The 19,314-nt window shown below is 63.6% G+C and carries 16 protein-coding genes; 11 read left to right on the plus strand and 5 right to left on the minus strand.

What is annotated here, in order from left to right; genetic code table 11:
- Positions 1 to 133: 133 nt before the first annotated feature.
- The 3 genes from ACP7B7_RS30575 to ACP7B7_RS30585 form a co-directional block, all read right to left on the minus strand.
- Positions 134 to 3,352: an efflux RND transporter permease subunit gene (locus ACP7B7_RS30575; RefSeq protein WP_308922406.1), complete on the minus strand. Its 3,219-nt coding sequence runs from the start codon at positions 3,350 to 3,352 to the stop codon at positions 134 to 136.
- Between the two features lie 3 nt (positions 3,353 to 3,355).
- Positions 3,356 to 4,543: an efflux RND transporter periplasmic adaptor subunit gene (locus ACP7B7_RS30580; RefSeq protein ID WP_308922407.1), complete on the minus strand. Its 1,188-nt coding sequence runs from the start codon at positions 4,541 to 4,543 to the stop codon at positions 3,356 to 3,358.
- 244 nt (positions 4,544 to 4,787) lie between these two features.
- Positions 4,788 to 5,210: a divergent PAP2 family protein gene (locus tag ACP7B7_RS30585; RefSeq protein ID WP_308922408.1), complete on the minus strand. Its 423-nt coding sequence runs from the start codon at positions 5,208 to 5,210 to the stop codon at positions 4,788 to 4,790.
- Between the two features lie 209 nt (positions 5,211 to 5,419).
- On the opposite strand from ACP7B7_RS30585, the gene ACP7B7_RS30590 reads away from it, so the two are divergent.
- From ACP7B7_RS30590 to ACP7B7_RS30635, 10 genes are all read left to right on the plus strand, one after another.
- Positions 5,420 to 6,505 carry a DUF475 domain-containing protein gene (locus tag ACP7B7_RS30590; protein ID WP_426079210.1) on the plus strand — a complete coding sequence of 362 codons (1,086 nt, stop codon included), beginning with the start codon at positions 5,420 to 5,422 and terminating at the stop codon, positions 6,503 to 6,505.
- 99 nt (positions 6,506 to 6,604) lie between these two features.
- Positions 6,605 to 7,180, plus strand: coding sequence for a TerD family protein (locus ACP7B7_RS30595; protein WP_308922410.1), 576 nt, complete (start codon positions 6,605 to 6,607; stop codon positions 7,178 to 7,180).
- 64 nt (positions 7,181 to 7,244) lie between these two features.
- Complete coding sequence (locus ACP7B7_RS30600) at positions 7,245 to 7,961, plus strand: TIGR00266 family protein (RefSeq protein ID WP_308922411.1); 717 nt, start codon at positions 7,245 to 7,247, stop codon at positions 7,959 to 7,961.
- A gap of 126 nt (positions 7,962 to 8,087) precedes the next feature.
- The gene (locus ACP7B7_RS30605) at positions 8,088 to 9,122 is read left to right on the plus strand and encodes an ATP-grasp domain-containing protein (RefSeq protein WP_426079212.1); all 1,035 of its coding nucleotides are present in this window, start codon (positions 8,088 to 8,090) and stop codon (positions 9,120 to 9,122) included.
- A complete protein-coding gene (locus ACP7B7_RS30610) occupies positions 9,119 to 10,276 on the plus strand; it encodes a phosphoribosyltransferase domain-containing protein (RefSeq protein ID WP_308922413.1) in 1,158 nt (385 codons plus the stop codon). The genes ACP7B7_RS30605 and ACP7B7_RS30610 overlap by 4 nt, the downstream gene beginning before the upstream one ends.
- Entirely contained in the window at positions 10,254 to 11,006 is a 753-nt protein-coding gene (locus ACP7B7_RS30615; protein WP_426079213.1) for an HAD family hydrolase, read from the plus strand. Before ACP7B7_RS30610 ends, ACP7B7_RS30615 begins: the two co-directional genes overlap by 23 nt.
- Positions 11,003 to 12,121 (plus strand): cysteine protease StiP family protein, encoded by a 1,119-nt coding sequence (locus tag ACP7B7_RS30620; RefSeq protein ID WP_426079214.1) that lies wholly within the window; start codon positions 11,003 to 11,005, stop codon positions 12,119 to 12,121. The genes ACP7B7_RS30615 and ACP7B7_RS30620 overlap by 4 nt, the downstream gene beginning before the upstream one ends.
- Positions 12,114 to 13,094: an HpcH/HpaI aldolase/citrate lyase family protein gene (locus tag ACP7B7_RS30625; protein WP_426079215.1), complete on the plus strand. Its 981-nt coding sequence runs from the start codon at positions 12,114 to 12,116 to the stop codon at positions 13,092 to 13,094. Before ACP7B7_RS30620 ends, ACP7B7_RS30625 begins: the two co-directional genes overlap by 8 nt.
- Positions 13,091 to 14,344 carry a TerD family protein gene (locus ACP7B7_RS30630; protein ID WP_426079217.1) on the plus strand — a complete coding sequence of 418 codons (1,254 nt, stop codon included), beginning with the start codon at positions 13,091 to 13,093 and terminating at the stop codon, positions 14,342 to 14,344. Before ACP7B7_RS30625 ends, ACP7B7_RS30630 begins: the two co-directional genes overlap by 4 nt.
- A gap of 24 nt (positions 14,345 to 14,368) precedes the next feature.
- The gene (locus ACP7B7_RS30635) at positions 14,369 to 14,743 is read left to right on the plus strand and encodes a hypothetical protein (RefSeq protein ID WP_308922418.1); all 375 of its coding nucleotides are present in this window, start codon (positions 14,369 to 14,371) and stop codon (positions 14,741 to 14,743) included.
- Between the two features lie 53 nt (positions 14,744 to 14,796).
- Here ACP7B7_RS30635 and ACP7B7_RS30640 read toward each other — a convergent pair whose 3' ends face one another.
- Together ACP7B7_RS30640 and ACP7B7_RS30645 are read right to left on the minus strand one after the other, a co-directional pair.
- Positions 14,797 to 17,235 carry a hypothetical protein gene (locus tag ACP7B7_RS30640; RefSeq protein WP_426079218.1) on the minus strand — a complete coding sequence of 813 codons (2,439 nt, stop codon included), beginning with the start codon at positions 17,233 to 17,235 and terminating at the stop codon, positions 14,797 to 14,799.
- Positions 17,236 to 17,372: 137 nt separating this feature from the next.
- Positions 17,373 to 18,386: a serine/threonine protein kinase gene (locus ACP7B7_RS30645; protein WP_308922420.1), complete on the minus strand. Its 1,014-nt coding sequence runs from the start codon at positions 18,384 to 18,386 to the stop codon at positions 17,373 to 17,375.
- A 102-nt stretch (positions 18,387 to 18,488) separates the two neighbouring features.
- Here ACP7B7_RS30645 and ACP7B7_RS30650 point away from each other — a divergent pair, with 102 nt between their 5' ends.
- Positions 18,489 to 19,199 carry a UPF0149 family protein gene (locus ACP7B7_RS30650; protein ID WP_308922421.1) on the plus strand — a complete coding sequence of 237 codons (711 nt, stop codon included), beginning with the start codon at positions 18,489 to 18,491 and terminating at the stop codon, positions 19,197 to 19,199.
- The last annotated feature ends 115 nt before the right edge of the window (positions 19,200 to 19,314 follow it).

Genomic DNA, 19,314 nt, shown 5'->3' on the forward strand with positions numbered 1-19,314 from the left:
CGACCTTGGACAGCAACGCGCTTCAATAGTGCCCGCGGGAGAGGTAAGCAGAATGTGCCGCCCTAGAAAAAAAGAGCCTTCCGAAGAAGGCTCCCTGTTTTTCCGTGATTACTTGCAGTAATCAGCTTGCGGTTTACTTGTGCAAGTTGACCGTGGCCGCAGGCGCGCGGCGTCCCATCAGGAACAGCACGGCCAGTTTCAGCATGCGGTAAATGAAGCGGATCAGCAGCAAGGTCAGCACGCACTCGATCAGGGTCAGGATCAGGGCGAACGCCACGTTCATGCGCCCGGCGCGCCAGTGGAACTTGGCCACGGCGCCATCGCGGGAGATCTCGATGCTGTCGTAGAAGGTCGGCACCACCAGCAAGGTCAGAATGGTCGAGGTAATCGTGCCACCGATAATCGCGATCGCCAGCGGACGGTAAAACTCGCCGCCCTCGCCCAGGCCCAGCGCGACCGGGAACATGCCGGCGATCAGGGCGAAGGTCGTCATCAGGATAGGACGCAGACGCATGCGTCCGGCCTCCATCAGTGCGTCCTCGCGGCCATAGCCTTCCTCTTCGCGCTTGCGCGCCGCATCCAGCAGCAGGATGGCGTTCTTGGCGACCAGTCCCATCAGCATGATGATGCCGATAAAGCTCATCAGGTTGAGGGTGTTATTCGTGATCACCAGCGCCACCACCACGCCGATCAAACTGAGCGGCAGCGACATCATCACCGCGATCGGCGCCGTAAAGGAGTTGAACTGCATCACCAGGATCAGATACATCAGGCCGATCCCCATCACCAGCGCGATCACCATCTGGGTAAACAGTTCCTGCTGGTCCTGGCCGGCGCCGCCCAAGGCCAGGCCGTAGCCGGGCGGGAAGTCGATCGACTTGGCCAGGTTCATCGCATCGGTGGTCACTTCGCCGTTCGAACGGCCCTGGGCATTGGCCGAGACGGTAATCGTGCGCTTGCCGTTTTTATGCTCGATGCCGGACGGGCCCTTGCCCATGGTAATGCTGGCGATCTGGTCCAGCGGCACCATCTGGCTGGTCCCCGTCACGCTGATCGGCAGGCGTTCGATATTTTCGGACGCCACGCGGTCGTCGGGGTGCAGGCGCACGGCCACGTCGCGCGTCTCGCCGGTCGGGTCGACCCAGTCGCCCACTTCCACGCCGGCAAACGCCACGCGCAAGGACTGCGCCGCATCGTTGACGGAAATGCCCATCGAGTTGGCCAGGCCTCGGTTCAGTTCGATCTTCAGTTCGTTCTTCGGATCCTGTTCCGACAGGCCCACGTCGACGGCGCCCGGCACCAGGCGCAGCTTGTCCATATAGGCGTTGGTGATTTCCATCAACTTGCGTGAATCGGGTCCCGTGAATTCGACCTGGATCGGCTTCTGCGAGCCATTGCTGAGGTCATCCTGCACCACGTATTCGGCCCCCACCAGGCGCGACATCTTCTCGCGCAGTTCGACCGCCACTTCCTTGGCCGAGCGCTTGCGCGTATTGCGCTTGCCGATATCGACATAGATGCGTCCGCCGGCGGCCGTGACCGAACTGTTGGTGTCCTTGGTTTCCGGCAAGGTACGCGCCAGCACGGCCGCCGCTTCCAGTTTCAGGCGCGAGTATTCGATGCTGCTCGACGACGGCGTGCGCACATTGATCATCAGGTTGCCCGAGTCCGATGCCGGCAGGAAGCTGGTGCCGCCGTGCGTGGCATGCAGGACGATGGCGCCAGTCAGGCTGAGCAAGGCAATAAAGGCCATCCAGCGGCGGTGATGCAGCGCCCAGGCGATCACATTGCCATAGCGGTCAGCCTGGTGATCGAACCAGTGATTGAAACGGTCGAGCACGGCGCTGATGCCTTTTTTCGGCGCCGTATGGTGGTCGGCCGGGTCGCCCCAGTAGGCCGACAGCATCGGGTCGAGCGTAAACGAAATACCGAGGCTGACCAGCACCGAGCACGTCACGGTCAGCGCGAACGGACGGAACCATTCGCCCGAGATGCCGGGCATAAAGGCGACGGGAATAAACACGGCGATGATCGAAAACGTCGTCGCCGCCACCGCCAGGCCGATCTCGGCCGTGCCTTCCAGCGCGGCCTTGCGGCGGTCCTTGCCCATCTGCATGTGGCGCACGATGTTTTCACGCACCACGATGGCGTCATCGATCAGCACGCCGATCGCCAGCGACAAGCCCAGCAGGGTCATGAAGTTCAGGGTAAAGCCGCACAGCCAGACGGCGATAAAGGCCGCGATGACGGAGGTCGGCAAGCTCAGCGCCGTGATCAGGGTCGAACGCCAGGAATTCAAAAAGGCGTAGACGACGAAGATGGTCAGCACGGCGCCCAGCACCAGCGACTCGATCACATTGTTCAGGCTGTGCTGGGCGTTTTCGCCACCGTCGCGCGTCACTTCCAGCTTGGTGCCTTCGGGCAGGGTCTTGTTGATCTCGACCATCATGGCGCGGATCTTGTTGGCCACGCTGACGGTGGACGCGTCGCGCACGCGGGTGATCGAAATGCCCACGTTGGGCTTGCCGCTGCGCACGCTCATGCTGTTGACTTCGGCAAAGCCGTCCTGGATGGTGGCCACTTGCGCCAGGCGCACGATCTCGTCGCCGCGGCGCTTGATCACCACCTGCTCGAAGTCGGACGGCGACTCGATGCGGCCCACCAGGCGGATGCTTTTCTCGTCCAGGCTGCCGCGCACCTTGCCCACCGGCGCATTGGTGTTCTGGTTGCGCAGGGCGGTCACCACGTCGCTGACGGACACATTGTATTCGCGCAGTTTTTCCGCGCGCAGCAGTACCGACAGTTCGCGCTTCAGCGATCCCCCCACATTGACCAGCGCCACGCCATCGACGGCGCGGAAGCGGTCCGACAGCACGTCTTCGGCCAGGCGCGAAATTTCCGCATGGCTTTGCGAACTCGACGACAGCGCCAGCTGCATGATCGGTTCGGCGCCCGGATCGATGCGCTGCAGGATAGGTTCGCGCATTTCCAGCGGCAGCTTGTAGCGCACGGCGGCAATCGCGTTGCGGATATCGTCGGACGCTTCGATCAGGTTGGTCTTGAACGAAAACTGCAAGAAGATACTGGCCGCGCCTTCGTTGGACGAGCTGTTGATTTCCGTCACGCCGGAAATGCTTTGCAAGGACTTTTCCAGGCGGTTGACCACTTCGCGCTCGACCGTATCGGGCGAAGCGCCAGGGTAAGGAATGCTGACGACGATAAACGGCACTTCGACGTCCGGGTTCTGGTTGACGCGCAGTTTCGACAGCGCCAGCAGGCCGACGCACATCATCGCCAGGATCAATACGATGGTGGCGGTGGGCCGCTTGATACTGAAATCGGAAAGGAACATGGCTTAGTTTCCTTTGGCGACGACAGGCGTGCTGGCGCTGCTGGCGACGGCGGCCGCCGGCAGTTTCTTCGGCGCCGCCAGTTCCACCTGCTGGCCATCCTTGAAGGTCGAGCCGGGCGTGCGCAGCACGGTGTCGCCGCTGGCCAGGCCGCTTTGCACTTCCCACTGGCCGGTGCGGATATCGCGCGCGCCGATGCGCAGCACGGCCTTGTGCAGCGCCTTGTCCTTCACGGTCCAGGTGTAGGTCTGGTCGCCCGCCTTGACCAGCGCGGAATCGGGGATCATGACGGCGCTGACGCTGTCGGCTTCGATGCGGCCTTCCGCATACAGGCCGGCCACGCGCGGCTGGGTCTTGTCATTGAAATCGACCAGCACCGCCACCTGGCGCGTGACGGCATTGGCGGCCGGATCGACGCGGCGTACCTTGCCCAGGAAATCCTGACCCGGATAGCCATTGATGCGGAAACGCACGGTCTGCCCCACCTTGACCACGCCGATCTTGTCGGCCGATACCAGGCCTTCGAGGCGCATGCTGGTCGGGTCGATCACGCGGATGAGTTCCTTGCCGATCTGCGCCGTGTCGCCGTTGGACACCTTGCGCTCGCTGACGATGCCGTCGAACGGCGCACGCACGAGGGTGCGCTGCAACTGCTGGCGCGCCTGGGCGGCGCGGCTCTTGGCGGCCGACAGGTCGCTCTGCGCATTGTTGCGGCGTATCTCCGTGTCTTCCAGCGCCTGGGTCGAGGTCATGCCCGAGGCGCGCAAGGTCTTCATGCGCTGGAACATGCGTTCGGACTGCTCCAGCACCTGGCTGGCGGCGCGGCTGGCTTCTTCGGCCGAATTGAGGCTGTCGCGGATCGAGGTTTCGTCGAGCTTGACCAGGATGTCGCCGCGTTTCACGGCTTCGCCGTTTTCCTTCAGCACCTGGATCACCACGGCCGACACTTCGGCGCGCAGGTCCGCATTGCGTTCGGGCTGCACCGAGCCGGTAATGACCGGACCCGAGGCCAGCGCATTGCTTTCGATGGTGAGCACGTCTTCGGGGGAAATGATCAGCTTGGCCGCCGCGCCGGCTGTGGTTTTGCCGTCCTTGCCATCCTTGCCGCCCCCCTTGCCAGGATCTTTGGACTCTTTTCCGCAAGCGGCCAGGGCAGAAGCGATGGCCAGGACGAACAGGGTTTTGCGCAACATGGGTAACTCTCCGGATAGAAGGCAGTGCATGTCAATCTGGCAACCGGGTAAGGCGCTGGCGACACGCACGATTATTTTTTTATTAAAACCGCAAGCGCCAGAGTATCCATGAGCGTCTCTGGCGATGTCAATCAGCCGATTCCTGTAATGCCGGAATCGGGGGGTGAAACGTAGTTTTTACGTCCTGAAACGCAAAACCCCGCCGGGCGGCGGGGTTGGATATTGACAGATGAAATAAAACTGATCAGCTGAACAGGGCGTTGACCAGGAAACCGATCGCCACGCCCGTGCACAGGCCGCCGGCGATTTCCACCAGGGTATGGCCCATGCGTTCGCGCAGATGGGTGTGCGCCGCACTGCCCGCCTCCCTGGCCAGGCGGTTGATGGCGGCGGCCTGCTTGCCCACATGCTGGCGCAGGCTGTTGGCGTCGATAATGACGATAAAGGCCAGGGTCACGGCCACGCCAAAGGCCGGATGGCCGATGCCTTCGCGCAAGGCGATCAGGGTCGCCATGCTGGAGACGACGGCACTATGGTTGCTGGGAAAGCCGCCATTGCCCACCAGGCCGAACGCCCATTGGCGCGTGCGGGCGCTGTTGATCAGGAATTTGATCGGGCCGACCAGTATCCAGGTAATCAGGGGCGTGACGAGGTAAGCGATATCCACGGGTGTTCCTTTATTTATATATGTTGGTCAGATGCCGGCGACGGAGTGCCGCAATTATCGCAGATCGCCCCCGCTGACAGAACCGCCATTTTGATGCGCAGTTTCGTGCGTATAAAACGCGGCGCCTGGCGGCAAGTAATATAAAATCATGGCATATACAACAATTGACGTAAAACAACACGTCTCGAATAACACGTAACGGGGTCCCAATGAAGCATTTCAGAATTTCCTTTTTAGTGACCTTTATCCTGATGGCGGTCTCGGGCTGGTGGGGCTATACCCACGGCGGCACCAGCGGCATGTTGCAGGCGCTGTGGATCACGGGCGTGCTGGGCATCATGGAAGTGTCGCTGTCGTTCGACAATGCGGTGGTCAACGCCTCCGTGCTGCGCCACTGGAATGAATTCTGGCAAAAGCTGTTCCTGACGGTCGGCATCCTGGTCGCCGTGTTCGGCATGCGGCTGCTGTTTCCGCTGGTGATCGTTTCGGTCGCCACCGGCCTGGGGCTGGTCGATGTATGGACCATGGCCACCACCACGCCGGATGTGTATGCCAAGCACCTGACCGACAACCACGCGCAGGTGGCGGCCTTTGGCGGCGCCTTTTTGCTGCTGGTGTTCCTGAACTTTTTGTTCGACGACGAGAAGGAATTGCACTGGCTGGGCTGGGCCGAGGAAAAAGTCAACGCGCTGGGCACCGAAAGCCTGGCCGTGCTGATCACCATGGGCGCCGTGGCCGCTTGCGTGGCGATGGGCCCGGCCGATGAAAAATACAGCGTGCTCGCTTCGGGCATCGTCGGCATCGCCGTGTATATCGGCGTGAACTGGATCAGCGGCTTGCTGGAAGAAGGCGAGCCGGACCTGCAGGATGATGAAGACGGCGACGGCGCCGTGGCGATGAAGAACGGCAATGGCGAACTGGTGAAAAACGTGGCGCGCGGCAGCATCGGCGGCTTCCTGTACCTGGAAGTGCTCGATGCCTCGTTCAGCTTTGACGGGGTGATCGGCGCGTTTGCCATCACCAACGACGTCGTCATCATCATGCTGGGCCTGGCGATCGGCGCCATGTTCGTGCGTTCGATGACGGTGTTCCTGGTGCACAAGGGCACCCTGGACGAGTTCGTCTACCTGGAACACGGTGCCCACTATGCGATCGGCATCCTGGCATTGATCATGCTGGGCTCGGTCAAGTACCATATCCCCGAATGGTTCACGGGCCTGTCGGGCGTGGCCTTTATCCTGGTGTCGCTGTGGTCATCGCTGCGCTACAGGAAACGGCATGCGGCAAGCGCTTGATATTGGCGCTTTCGTCACCATATGCCCTCCATGGAGCAAGTGCGCGCACTTGATCCATACGGGCATGAAAGTAATCTATTTCTATAAAAGGAGCACCACATGGCAATCAGTTTGCAAAAAGGCGGCAACGTCAACTTGAGCAAGGAAGCACCGAACCTGAAGAAGATCATCATCGGCCTCGGCTGGGATCCTCGTTCAACCGACGGCGCCACCTTTGACCTTGACGGCAGCGCCTTTCTCCTGAAAAACGACGGTAAAGTCCGTGGCGATTCCGACTTTATCTTCTACAACAACCTGAAATCGACCGACGGCTCCGTGGTCCATACAGGCGACAACCAGACCGGCGAAGGCGAAGGCGACGATGAGCGCCTCGAGATCGACCTGTCGCGCGTGCCGACCGATATCGAGCGCATCAGCATCACCGTGACGATACACGACGCCGACGCACGCCGCCAGAACTTCGGCATGGTGTCGAAAGCCTTTATCCGCTGCCTGAACGCGGAAGGCGAACGCGAGATCGCCCGCTACGACCTGTCCGAAGACAGCTCGACGGAAACGGCGATGATCTTTGGCGAAATCTACCGCCACAACGGCGAATGGAAATTCAAGGCCATCGGCCAGGGTTTCAATGGCGGCCTGGGCCCCCTCGCACGTTCGTTCGGCGTCAACGCTTAACAGTTTCATGAGCTAAACGCAGCCGCCTGGATAGTCTCAGGCGGCTTTTTTTTGGAGATTTATCATGCCAGTATTTAGTGTCACCGGTGACGTCGACCCCTTCCTGCATGTCAGCATGAAGCAGGGCGAAACCATCTATTGCGAGTCCGATGCGATGGTGATGATGGAAACGGCGCTCGACCTGAAGGGCAAGATGACGGGCGGCCTGGGCAGCGCCATCATGCGCCGCTTCGCCAATGGCGAGTCATTTTTCCAGCAGCACATCGAAGCGGTGCGCGGCAGCGGCGATTGCCTGCTCTCGCCCACCCTGCCGGGCGCCATCGAAGTGGTCGACGTCGGCGCGCGCCAGTACCTGCTCAACGACGGCGCCTTTGTCGCGGCGACTTCCGGCACCGAAATGAAGGTGCGCACGCAAAGCATCGGCAATGCGCTGTTCGCGCAGTCGGGCGGCTTTTTCGTGATGGAGACGGCCGGCAGCGGCCAGGTGGTGGTGTCCGGTTTCGGCTCCATGTTCCAGCTCGACGTCGAGCCGGGCAAGGATGTGGTGATCGACAATTCGCACGTGGTCTGCTGGGACAACAGCCTGAAATATGAAATTTCGGTGACCACCGGCGGCGGGGCCAGCGGCGGCGGCATCGGCGGCTTCCTCGGCAATATCGTCAACAGCGTGACCAGCGGTGAAGGCATCGTGCTGCGCTTTTCCGGCTCGGGCAAAGTCTTCATCTGCTCGCGCAACCGCGACGCTTTCCTGAAATGGACCGCATCGGGCAAAGCAGGTTAATATTTTGTTGTTTTGCCATAGTTTCTAAGGCCAGGTTAAGTGTGATTGGCTACCATCTCCGCGCGCACGTGCTTCCACGTTGCGCGCGGTTCTTCTTTCGCTTTCTTTCTTCACCGGTCCCCGTACATGCATAGAGTCTGGTTCAACAAAACATTTTCCTCGGTCGCCACCGCCATGCGTTTGATACGCGAGGCCGACATTGCCGCCACCGGCGGCCAGCGCCGCTATCACCTGATCTATACCAACCCGAACGAGCATGCCGCGGCCTTTCTGGCGGCCGATGAATACGCGGTCGAGCCGACCGACCTGAAAGGCGAAGACTACCTGGAATGGTGTTTGGCATTCTGCCGAGAACGCGCCATCACGATCTTCTGGCCGGGCCGCGCCGCCGGCAGGATCGCCAGCGCGCGCGCGCGCTTCGAGGCCATCGGCACGCGCGTGCTGAGCGTGGCCACCGAAGAAGTCCTGGTCCTGATGCACGACAAGGCGCGCTTTTGCGCCGGCCTCGATCTGCCGATGGCGCCGGTGGCCGACACGCGCGCCGTCAACACTATCGCCGAATACGACGCGGCGTTTGCCGAACTGCGCCCGCTGCATGCGCGCCTGTGCATCAAGCCGTCCGAGTCCGTGTATGGCCTGGGCTTTGCCGTGCTCGATGAACGCTCGAGCGCCGAACTGCTGCTGGCCGGCGCCGACTACAAGATCAACACACAGGAACTGCGCGACGGGCTGGCGCGCATGGAAAGCTTTAGAACGTTGCTGCTGATGGAATACCTGGACGGCCATGAATACAGCGCCGACTGCGTGGCCGACCACGGCAAGCTAATGTGCGCGATTCCGCGCAAAAAACTGCATGCGCCGGGCAGCGGCCAGCTGATCGAACTGCGCGCGGAACTGCTGGCCGCCTGCGACAAGCTGGCGCGCGACTACCAGTTGAACGGCGTGTTCAATATCCAGTTCCGCGAAGGCGCGAACGGCCTGGCGCTGCTGGAGATCAATCCGCGCATGTCGGGCGGCATCGGCATGGCCTGCGCGGCCGGTCCCAACCTGCCCTATATCGCGCTGGCCGGCTTCGACCAGGGCTATGAAAACGTCACGATTCCCGCCATCCGCGAGGGCATGCGCGTGGCCGAAGCGGCGTATCCGGTGGAACTGCCATGACGCTCGTGCGCCAGACCATGCCGACCGGCGAGCTGACCTTGCAGGTCGACGAGGCGCGCTTTCCACTGGACGAGCTGATCGGCTACGCGGCGCGCGCCAACGCCAAGCGCGGCTTTTTATTCTTGTCGAAGGTGCTGGGCAAGCACTGGCCGGTCACGCCCACCGCGATGCAGGCGATCCACACTGATCTCGCTGCGCAGATTCCTGCGGACTTGCCCGGCCCGGTGGTGTTTATCGCCATGGCGGAAACCGCCGTCGGCCTGGGCCAGGGCGTGTTCGAGGCCTGGCTGCAAGCCCATCCCGGCAGCGAAGGTCTGTTCTTGCACAGCTCGCGCTACCGCGTGGGCGAGATCCCCTTCTTTGAATTCGAAGAGTCGCACAGCCACGCGCCGCGCCAGTTTTTACACCTGTCCGATAACGCCAGCGCCGTGTTCGCGCGCGCGCGCAGCCTGGTGCTGATCGACGATGAGGCATCGACCGGCAACACCTTCGCCAACCTGATCGCCGTCTGCCGCGCGCGCTATCCGCAACTGGAACAACTGCACCTGGGCGTGATCACCAATTTCATGGGCCAGCACGCCAACGCGGGCTTGAGCCAGCGCTTCGGCCTGCCCACCACGGTCGGCGCGGCCTTGTCCGGCCAATACGCTTTCCAGATGGGCGACACGCCGGCGCCCGTGGCTACCAGCGCCCAGCGTTTCGAAGCCAATGCGGAACGGGGCGCCAGCGACGCGTTCGGGCGCATCGGCGTGGACCGCCCATTGATGCCGCCGCAAGCGCTGGCCGCCCGGCTGGCGCAAGACATCGCCGACGGCGAATCGGTGCTGGTGCTGGGCACCGGCGAATTCATGCATCCGTCGTTTTTGCTGGGACGCGAGCTGGAGGTGTTGGGCAAGCATGTGGTGGTGCAGTCGACCACCCGCTCGCCGATCCTGTCGTGGGGCTCGGTCGGCCATATCGTGTCCTGCGACGACAACTATGGCGAAGGCATCGCCAACTATCTGTACAACGTGGCGCCAGGTCAGTACCAGCACGTTTTTATCTGCCATGAAACCCCGGCCAGTCCGGCCCTCATGCAACTCGCCGGCCAGCTTCATGGCCGCCTGTTCCACTTTCAGTCAGAGACCACAATTGAAGAAATTCCTGTTTGTTGACCTGGACGACACACTGTTCCAGACCCCGAAAAAAGTGCCTGGCCAGACCGATCTGCAGCCGGCCGCCTACCTGAAAAATGGCGAGGCCTGCTCATTTACCACGGCGCGCCAGCGCGCGTTTTTTGAATTCGCGCAAAGCGGCATGACACTGATACCGGCCACGGCCAGGAATGGCGACGCGTTTCGCCGCGTCGACCTGCCGTTCACCAGTTATACCGTGCTTGATTACGGCGGCATCGTGCTGCAACCGGGCGGTGAACTCGACACGGGCTGGCTGGCGCTGATGCAGGACGACATGCAGACGGCATTGCCGGGTTTGCGGGACGCCATGCGCATCATCGACGATTTCCAGGCAAAGGCCGGCATGCCGTCGCGCGCGCGCCTGATCGAAGACTACAACACGCCGTTCTACGTCGTCGTGAAAGACCATGAAGCGCGCGGCGAACGCCTGGCCGACATCGAGCAGCAGGTGCTGCTGGACTGGATCGCCAAAGAAGGCGCGGACTACTTCATCCACCGCAACGGCAACAACCTGGCCGTGCTGCCCAAGAGCCTGAACAAGGCGCGCGCGGTGGCCTACCTGCGCGCGGAACTGGAAGCCGAACATGGCCCGATTGTCAGTTTCGGCATGGGCGACAGCCGCTCGGATGCGCGCTTCATGGCCGCCTGCGACTATGCCATCATCCCGAACGGCACCCAGCTGGCGGCGCTGACGGTGGGCGCGCTATGAACATCACCGGCGCCACCACTACGCAGCATTTCAGCGGCAGCTACCGCCAGGAAGACGTCGAATTCCTGCTCACGCCCATGGCGCTCGAACCGATCCGCGACCTGGCCGAGAAAGAACGGCTGATCCAGTCCGGCCAGCGCCACTACAGCGAAATGCTGTCGCCCGAGTCCCTGCCCTCGCCGGCCTACCTGGCGCTGTTCCAGAGCGCGTTCGCCGCCAACCGCCTGCAGATGGCGCGCGACTGTCTGCGCCTGGCCGCGCTGATCGCGGCGCGCCGTACAGGCGCCATCACGCTGGTGTCGCTGGCGCGCGCCGGCACGCCGGTGGGCGTCATCCTCAAGCACTTGCTGCGGCAGGTGTTCCAGCGCGAATGCAGCCATTATTCGGTGTCCATCATCCGCGACCGCGGCATCGACACCAACGCCATCAAGCATATCCTGACGCACGGCCACGCGGCGGACTCCATCGTGTTTGTCGACGGCTGGACCGGCAAGGGCGTGATTTCGCGCGAGCTGCGCCAGACCGTCAACGACTACAACGCGCAGCATGGCACCAGCATCGACGGCGGCCTGTTCGTGCTGTCGGACCTGGCCGGCACGGCCGCCTGCGCCGCCTCATCAAGCGACTACCTGATCCCGTCGAGCATATTGAACGCCACCGTCTCGGGCCTGGTCAGCCGCTCGGTGCTGAACGAGATGATAGGCCCGGACGACTTCCACGGCTGCGTGTACTACGCGCAGTTCGAGGCGCACGACCAGTCGCGCCAGTTCGCCGATGGCCTGGTGGCCGACGCCATCGCGATTGCCGGCAGCAGCGGCGTGCCACTGGCGGTGGCGACCGACGCGCCGGCCATGGCGGCGCGCTCGCAAGCGTATATGGCGCAGGCGCAAAACGACTACGGCATCAGCGACATCAACCTGATCAAGCCCGGCATCGGCGAAGCGACTCGTGTGCTGCTGCGCCGCGTGCCGGAACGCCTGATCGTGCGCGACACAAATGCGCCGGACGTGGCACATTTGCTGCTTCTGGCGCAAGAAAAAGCCATCCCCGTTACCGTACAACCGGCGCTGCCTTACCAGGCGGTCGCCCTTATCAGGAGCGCAGTCGATGGATAACTCCATACACCCACAAAGTGAACACAAGGCGGCACTCGGCGCATCGATGTATGTGCCCACCACGCACAAGGATTTGCTGGCGATCGCCAATGGCGACAAATTCAGCCATCTGCGGTCGGTGATCTTTTGCACGGAAGACGCGATCGCCGAGCGCGATCTCAGTTACGCGCTGTTCAACCTGTCGCTGGCGCTGCAGAACATGAGCGAGGCGTCCGACACCTTGCGCTTCGTGCGCGTGCGCAATGTCGAAGTCATGGCGCGCGTGCTGGCCATGCCGGGCGTGGAAAAACTGGCCGGTTTCGTGCTGCCGAAATCCACGCGCCACAATTTTGCCACCTACTTCGAGCAGGTGCGCCACACGCACCACCTGCTGATGCCGACCTTGGAAACGGCCGAAGTATTCGACGATGAAGAGATGAAGCTGTTCCGCGTCACGCTGGCCGCACCCGAGGTGCGCGCGCGCATCCTGGCGCTGCGCATCGGCGGCAACGACCTGCTGGCGCTTTTGGGCCTGCGCCGCCCGACCACCGGCACCATCTACCAGACCCCGCTGGGCCAGGTGATCGGCCGCCTGGTCACCATCTTCAAGCCGCACGGATTCGAGCTGACGGCGCCCGTGTTCGAGCACCTGACGCAGGACGACTGGCTGGCCGCCGAAGTGGCGCAGGACATGGCGCACGGCATGATCGCCAAGACCGCCATCCACCCCGACCAGGTGCCGCAGATCGAGCGCCACTACCAGGTGGCGCAGACCGATATCGAACTGGCGCTGCGCATCATCGACCCGGACAGCCCGGCCGTGTTCCGCATGCAGGAATCGATGTGCGAAGTGGCCACGCATTCAAGCTGGGCGCAGCGCATCATCGAGCAGGCGCGCCTGTTCGGCATCCGCCTGGCCGACGGCGCCGCCTTGCCGGGGACCGCCATCAACCTGAATCCACTCACCATCAATGAAGGGACTGCACGACCATGAGCAATTTCACACGCGGACAAAAAGGCAAGCTGGCCGACCTGGGCCTGAACGGTCCCTTTGCGGTTACCCTGGACATCGCCTCAGGCTCGATGGAAGTCGACGTCAGCTGCTTCGGCGTCGATGCCGCCGGCAAGCTGTCGGACGACCGCTACATGGTGTTCTACAACCAGAAAAGCGCGCCCGATAACGCCGTCACGGTGGCGCTGAACGGCCCGCGCTCGGTGTTCCAGATCGACCTGGCGCGCCTGCCCCAGTCCATCGACAAGCTGGTGTTCACTGCCGCGACGGAACAGGGCAGCATGCGCGCGCTGGGTGCCTCCAGCCTGGCGCTGGGCTCCGCCGCCACGTTCGCTTTTGCGGGCTCTGATTTCCAGGACGAAAAAGCCGTCATCATCGGCGAACTGTATCGCCGCGACGGCAGCTGGCGCTTCGGCGCCGTCGGCCAGGGCTTTGCCGGCGGCCTGGGCGCGCTACTGAAGCACTTTGGCGGCAGCGAGGCGGGATCGTCCACACCAGCGCCGGCAGCGACGCCAACGCCAGTGCCAGTGGCAACGCCGGCCGCGCCGCCGGCAAATAAAATCTCGCTGTCGAAAATCCGCCTGGAAAAGCGCGGCGACAAGATCTCGCTCGACAAGCGCGACAGCGGCGGCTATGGCCGCATCAAGGTCAACCTGAACTGGAACCAGAATGCCGCCCAGGGCCAGGCGCCGGCGTCGAAACTCGACACGGGCTTCCTCGGCAAGCTGTTCGCCAAGCCGGCCGGCCGCGCCGGTGGCATCGACCTCGATATCGGCTGCCTGTTCGAAATGAGCAACGGCAGCAAGAGCGCCGTGCAGGCGCTGGGCAACAGTTGGGGCGCGTTCGACCGTCCGCCGTACATCCACCTGGAAGGCGACGACCGCACGGGCAGCGTCAGCAGCGGCGAAAACATCTTTATCAACGGTACCCATTTCGACCAGATCAAGCGCGTGCTGGTGTATGCCTTCATCTACGAAGGCGTGCCCAACTGGGCAGCCACCGACGGCGTGGTGACCATCGACGTGCCGGGACAGCCGACCGTCGAAGTGCGCCTCGACAGCGACAGCCAGCACGCCATGTGCGCGATCGCCATGCTGGAAAACCAGGGCGGCAACCTGCAGGTGACAAAACTGGTGGAATACTTCGGCGGCCAAGGTAAAATCACGGCGCACCAGGCGATGGATGAACGCTACAACTTCGGACTCAATTGGAAAGCTGGTCGCAAGGACTGACGCCACCCTTTATAGATAACCACCATGACCCCCACCACCAAAAAAGTCAGCATTGCCCTGATCATCTTCCTGCTGGCAGGCGCCCTGCTGCTGGCGGCCTATACCTGGCTGGCCCTGAGTTTTTCGTACTCCGAAGGCGAACGCGCCGGCCACTTGCTGAAGTTTTCCAAGCGGGGCTGGGTCTGCAAGACCTGGGAGGGCGAGTTGATGCTGACGGCGCTGCCAGGCACGATACCGGAAAAATTCCAGTTCAGCGTGCGCGACGAAGCCGTGGCAAAACAGCTGACGGCCGCCGCCGGCAAGCACGTGCTGATCAGCTACAACCAGCACAAGGGCGTGCCGACGCAATGCTTCGGCGAGACGGAATACTACGCCGACAAGGTCGTGCTGAGCCCTTGAGCCTGATGGCAGTCTGACGACATGGCCGGCCCGTATTCACGGGCCGGCTTTTTTCAGTCCTCCTGGCGCGCGCGCCAGACGGTGCCCGTCACCGCATTGGTGTGCGTCAGGCGGTCGAGCACTTCGCGCGTCATGCTGGCCGACGTTACCTGTTCGGCCTTGACGCGGGCGGCTGTCAACGCTGCCGAAAACTCGCCCTGCTTTTCACGCAGGCTGGCGCGCAGGTCGGCCAGTTCGCGTTCCTGCTGCTGCGCGCGGCGCATTTCCAGTTCCAGCAGCTGCTGCTTGGCCACCGCCATCGCGCGCGTGGTCTCGGCCGCCTTGCGCTGCACGGCCGCATGCGCCTGGGCGCTGTCGAGCAGGGCTTGCTGGGCTTCGAGTTTTTCCTGGGCCGCCTGGCGGGCGGCCATTTCGGCCTGTTCGCGCAAGCGCATGGCGTCCTGCGCCTGCTCTTCCATCAGTGCGCGCGCTTCGGCCGCCACGGTGGCCTGCTTTTCCGCATCGAGGCGGCCGGCGATGGCTTTCGAGGCGCGTTCCTCGGCGCTGCTGGCCTGGCGCTGCTGCGCCAGCTTTTCATCGATCAGCGCCAGCGATTCGCGCTCGCAGGCGACAAAGGCGCGCTCGGACGCCAGCAATTCTTCGGCGGCCTGCGCCTTGTCGCTTTCCACGCGGGCGCGCTCGCCATGCACCAGGCCCAGTTCCACCGCCAGGCGTGCCTGCGCCTGCACCGCCTGCGCGGCGGCCGCCTTCTGTTCGGCATCAACCAGCGCCTGCTCCAGCAAAATGCGGGTGGCGGCCGCTTCCCGCTCGGCCGCGTCCTTCAAGGCCAACTCCGCGTCCTGCCGGGCGCGCAGCACCTCAAGCTGCGCCTGCTCGGCGGCAGTGCGTTCCTGCGTTGCCTGCAGCGCCAGCGTTTCCGCATCGAGTTTTGCCTTCAGGGCGGCGATGGCGGCCTGCTCGGCGGTGACTCTGTCCTGTTCCTGCGCCGCCAGGCGCTCGGCCTGTAGCGCCTTCTGTTCGGCCAGTTCGGCCGCCTCGCGCTGCGCCGCCAGTTGTGCTTCGGCGCTGGCCAGGGCCTGCTGTTCGGCTGCGTTCTGGCGTTCGGCCAGGTCGCTGGCCGCCTGCGCCGTTTGCGCGCGCTGTTGCGCCAGGCTGGCCGCCTGCTGCTGCGCTTCGAGCTCACGCGCCGCGGCCAGGCTGGCGTCGTGCTCGGCCGCTTCGCGCGCGCGGGTTTCCTGCAGCGCCGCCGTTTCCGCTTCCATGCGGGCGTGGCCGGCGATTTCCGCGTCCTGCTCGGCAGCGATGCGGGCCAGCGCCACGGCGCGCAGCTGGCGGTCCACTTCGATGCGCGCTTCGGTGGCGGCCAGGATGCGCATGTCGGCATCGCGGCGCGCCTGGGCGCTGGCGGCGGCCACCATCTCCAGGCGCTCGCGGTGGACGGCCGCGTCGCGCAGTTCTTTTTCCGTCTGCAGGCGCAGATGCAGCGATTGGGCCGCATGGCGTTCCGATTCGGCCTGCGCCAGCGCGATCGCTTCGCGTTCCTGTTCCAGGTGGGCCAGCGCGCGCGCTTCTTCCAGCGCCCGCACTTCGGCGGCGGCGCGGTTGAAGGCCGATTCCAGCGCGATCTGGTCGGCGCGCTCGCGCTGCACCGTCAGTTCCAGTGCTTCACTTTCCGCTTCGGCCAGCATCTGCGCCGTCTTGCGCGCGCCGTGGGCATGGCGCTCGCGTTCGCGCGCCATCACGGCCACGCGCGCGTCGGCCGAGGCGATGCCGACCATTTCTTCCTTGGCCGCCTGCACGGCGGCGACCCGCTCGACCGCCTGCAGGCGCGCCTGCTCGGTCTGTACCTGCAATTCCTCGGCGGCGCGCGCGGCCTGTTCGGCCAGCTCCGACTGCACCGCCACCTGTTCGCTGGCGCGCAAGCGGTTTTCCTGCTCGGCGCGCGTGCGCTGTTCGGCTGCCAGGCGGATTTCATTGTCGGAGTCGACGCGGGCGCGCAGTTCGGCCGTTTCCAGCTTCACCGCTTCGAGCCGCGCCACGCTGGCCTGGGCGGCGGCGCGCATGGTTTCCAGGCGCTCGCGGTTGGCGGCGATGGCTTCCTCGGCCGCTTGCGCGTTTTGCTGGGCGGCGGCGGCGGCGGCCGCATCGATGGCGGCGCGGTCTTCGGCCAGCGTGCGCACGCGCGCCTCGGCCAGGGCGCGGCTTTCGGCGGCGCAGGTGGCTTTCGCTTCCGCTTCGACCCGGGCAATGGCTTCGTGGATGGCTTTCAGTTCCATCTGCTGGCGGCCGGCGGCCGCATCGGGAGCCACTTCGGCCGTATCGCCGCCGGCATCGGATTCTGCTGCCTGCGACACGGGCACGGCCTTGGCCTGGGCGACGGGGGTGTCGGCTTCCGGGTCGAGATCCTGGAAATCATGCAGCGAGACGATGCTGTCCTGGTCGAACTCGTCGTCGTTGAGGGCGGCGGCTTGCTGATTGTGCTGTGCTGGCATGCGGGTATGCATAATTTCTCGCTGAATCGGATGAATTACAGAATTCCTGTTGGAATTATCGACACCATTATCGCGTGCCCTGGCGAGCATCAGCGCGGCAAGCAGAGGCCTGTTTACCGCGCTTTTCCCTATTTAGCTCAGATCGGCCAGAGCGGCGCTTCGTCCATGAGAGCCACCTGTTCGCGCAATTCGAGGATGCGGTCCTGCCAATAACGTTGCGTGTTAAACCACGGGAAGGCGACCGGAAAGGCCGGGTCATCCCAGCGGCGCGCCAGCCAGGCCGAATAATGGATCAATCGCAGGGTGCGCAGCGCCTCGACCAGGTACAGCTGGCGCGGCTGGAAATCGCAGAAATCCTCGTAGCCGGCCAGGATATCGCTCATCTGGCGCACCTGGTCGCCGCGCTCGCCCGACAGCATCATCCACAAATCCTGGATGGCGGGACCCATGCGGCTGTCGTCGAAGTCGACAAAATGCGGGCCGGCGTCGGTCCACAGCACATTGCCGCCGTGGCAGTCGCCATGCGTGCGCAACAGCGCCACGTCGCCGGCGCGGTCATAGCAGCGCTTGACGCCGTCGAGCGCCTGCTGCGCCACGCTGGAGTACGCGGCCACCAGTTCGGGCGGCAGGAAGCTGCCCGCCAGCAGGAATTCGCGCGGCTCGACGCCAAAGGTGTGCGGATCGAGCGCCGGGCGCTCCTTGTAGCTGGACAAGGCGCCGACGGCGTGGATGCGGCCGATGAAGCGCCCTGTCCATTCCAGCGTGGCCGGATCGTCCAGCTCGGGCGCGCGGCCGCCATGGCGCGGGAAGACGGCAAAGCGGAAGCCCTGGTACTGATGCAAAGTCGTGCCATTGATGTCCAGCGCCGGCACCACCTGGATTTCGCGCTCGACCAGTTCCGACACGAACGCATGCTCTTCCAGGATGGCGGCGTCGCTCCAGCGCCCGGGGCGGTAGAACTTGGCCACCAGCGGCGCGCTGTCTTCGATGCCGACCTGGTAGACGCGGTTTTCATAGCTGTTCAGCGCCAGCAGCCGGCCGTCGCCATGCAGGCCGACGCTGTCGAGTGCGTCGAGCACGCAGTCGGGGCTCAGTTCGGAATAAGGGTGGACGGGCCTGTCGTCCTCGTGCGGCGGGTTTTCGTTGTGCATAAGCGCCATTGTACGGCGCGCAAGGGCGGCCTGCATAAACACTTGGGCGGCGCGGCCCTGCAAGGCGTATACTGTCCCCTTACTTCAAATTAAGAGCAAGCCATGCAACTCGAACAGCCATTATCAGAAAAAGAATTTGACGAACTAGACCAGTTCCTGTTGTCGGACCGGTGCTCCGAAGACGCCATGACCATGGATATGCTGCACGGCTATCTGACGGCGGTGGCGATCGGCCCGGAACCGATCATGCCGGCCGAGTGGTTGCCGCGCGTGTGGGGCGAGGATATCAAGGACGCGCCCAAGTTCAAGAACAGCAAGGAAGAAGAACGCATCGTCAACCTGATCATGCGCTTCATGAACGAGGTGCTGGTGACGTTCGAAGTGGCGCCGAAAGAATTCGAGCCGCTGTTCGTCGAGCACGAGCATGAAGGCCAGACCCTGATCGACGCCGAAGCCTGGTGCTGGGGCTTCTGGGACGGCATGGAACTGCGCGAAGGTTCGTGGAACGAGATCTGGGACTCGGAAGTGGGCGACCTGATGCAGCCGGTCTACCTGCTGGGCGCCGACGAGATCGAGGAAGAAGAGCTGAAACTGGTGGAAGACCCGGTCAAGGCGCACAAGCTGGCGCAGGAACTGGAAGCGAACCTGCCGGCAATCCACCGTTTCTGGGTGCCGCGCCGCAAACCTGCCGTGCAGACCCTGAAACGCGAAGAGCCGAAAGTGGGCCGCAACGACGACTGCCCTTGCGGCAGCGGCAAGAAGTACAAGAAGTGCTGCGGCGCCGAGCCGGCAGCCGAGCCTGCAGCCGAGTAATACCCTGTAGTACGCCACTGCGCCGCTTCATGCGGCGCTTTTTTTCTAGGTCAGCACATTTAGCTCATCGCACAGTTTCTCCAGTCCCGCCAGATAGTGGGCGGGATCCTTGCGG

It is taken from the genome of Janthinobacterium sp. PSPC3-1, from assembly GCF_049896105.1.
GTDB lineage: Bacteria > Pseudomonadota > Gammaproteobacteria > Burkholderiales > Burkholderiaceae_D > Janthinobacterium.

Coding starts and splice junctions, on each gene's coding strand:
- ACP7B7_RS30630 (WP_426079217.1), top strand. CDS start 13,091: ATGAGCAATTTCACACGCGGACAAAAAGGCAAGCTGGCCGACCTGGGC.
- ACP7B7_RS30610 (WP_308922413.1), top strand. CDS start 9,119: ATGACGCTCGTGCGCCAGACCATGCCGACCGGCGAGCTGACCTTGCAG.
- ACP7B7_RS30600 (WP_308922411.1), top strand. CDS start 7,245: ATGCCAGTATTTAGTGTCACCGGTGACGTCGACCCCTTCCTGCATGTC.
- ACP7B7_RS30650 (WP_308922421.1), top strand. CDS start 18,489: ATGCAACTCGAACAGCCATTATCAGAAAAAGAATTTGACGAACTAGAC.
- ACP7B7_RS30595 (WP_308922410.1), top strand. CDS start 6,605: ATGGCAATCAGTTTGCAAAAAGGCGGCAACGTCAACTTGAGCAAGGAA.
- ACP7B7_RS30605 (WP_426079212.1), top strand. CDS start 8,088: ATGCATAGAGTCTGGTTCAACAAAACATTTTCCTCGGTCGCCACCGCC.
- ACP7B7_RS30620 (WP_426079214.1), top strand. CDS start 11,003: ATGAACATCACCGGCGCCACCACTACGCAGCATTTCAGCGGCAGCTAC.
- ACP7B7_RS30580 (WP_308922407.1), bottom strand. CDS start 4,543: ATGTTGCGCAAAACCCTGTTCGTCCTGGCCATCGCTTCTGCCCTGGCC.
- ACP7B7_RS30590 (WP_426079210.1), top strand. CDS start 5,420: ATGAAGCATTTCAGAATTTCCTTTTTAGTGACCTTTATCCTGATGGCG.
- ACP7B7_RS30575 (WP_308922406.1), bottom strand. CDS start 3,352: ATGTTCCTTTCCGATTTCAGTATCAAGCGGCCCACCGCCACCATCGTA.
- ACP7B7_RS30645 (WP_308922420.1), bottom strand. CDS start 18,386: ATGCACAACGAAAACCCGCCGCACGAGGACGACAGGCCCGTCCACCCT.
- ACP7B7_RS30635 (WP_308922418.1), top strand. CDS start 14,369: ATGACCCCCACCACCAAAAAAGTCAGCATTGCCCTGATCATCTTCCTG.
- ACP7B7_RS30625 (WP_426079215.1), top strand. CDS start 12,114: ATGGATAACTCCATACACCCACAAAGTGAACACAAGGCGGCACTCGGC.
- ACP7B7_RS30640 (WP_426079218.1), bottom strand. CDS start 17,235: ATGCCAGCACAGCACAATCAGCAAGCCGCCGCCCTCAACGACGACGAG.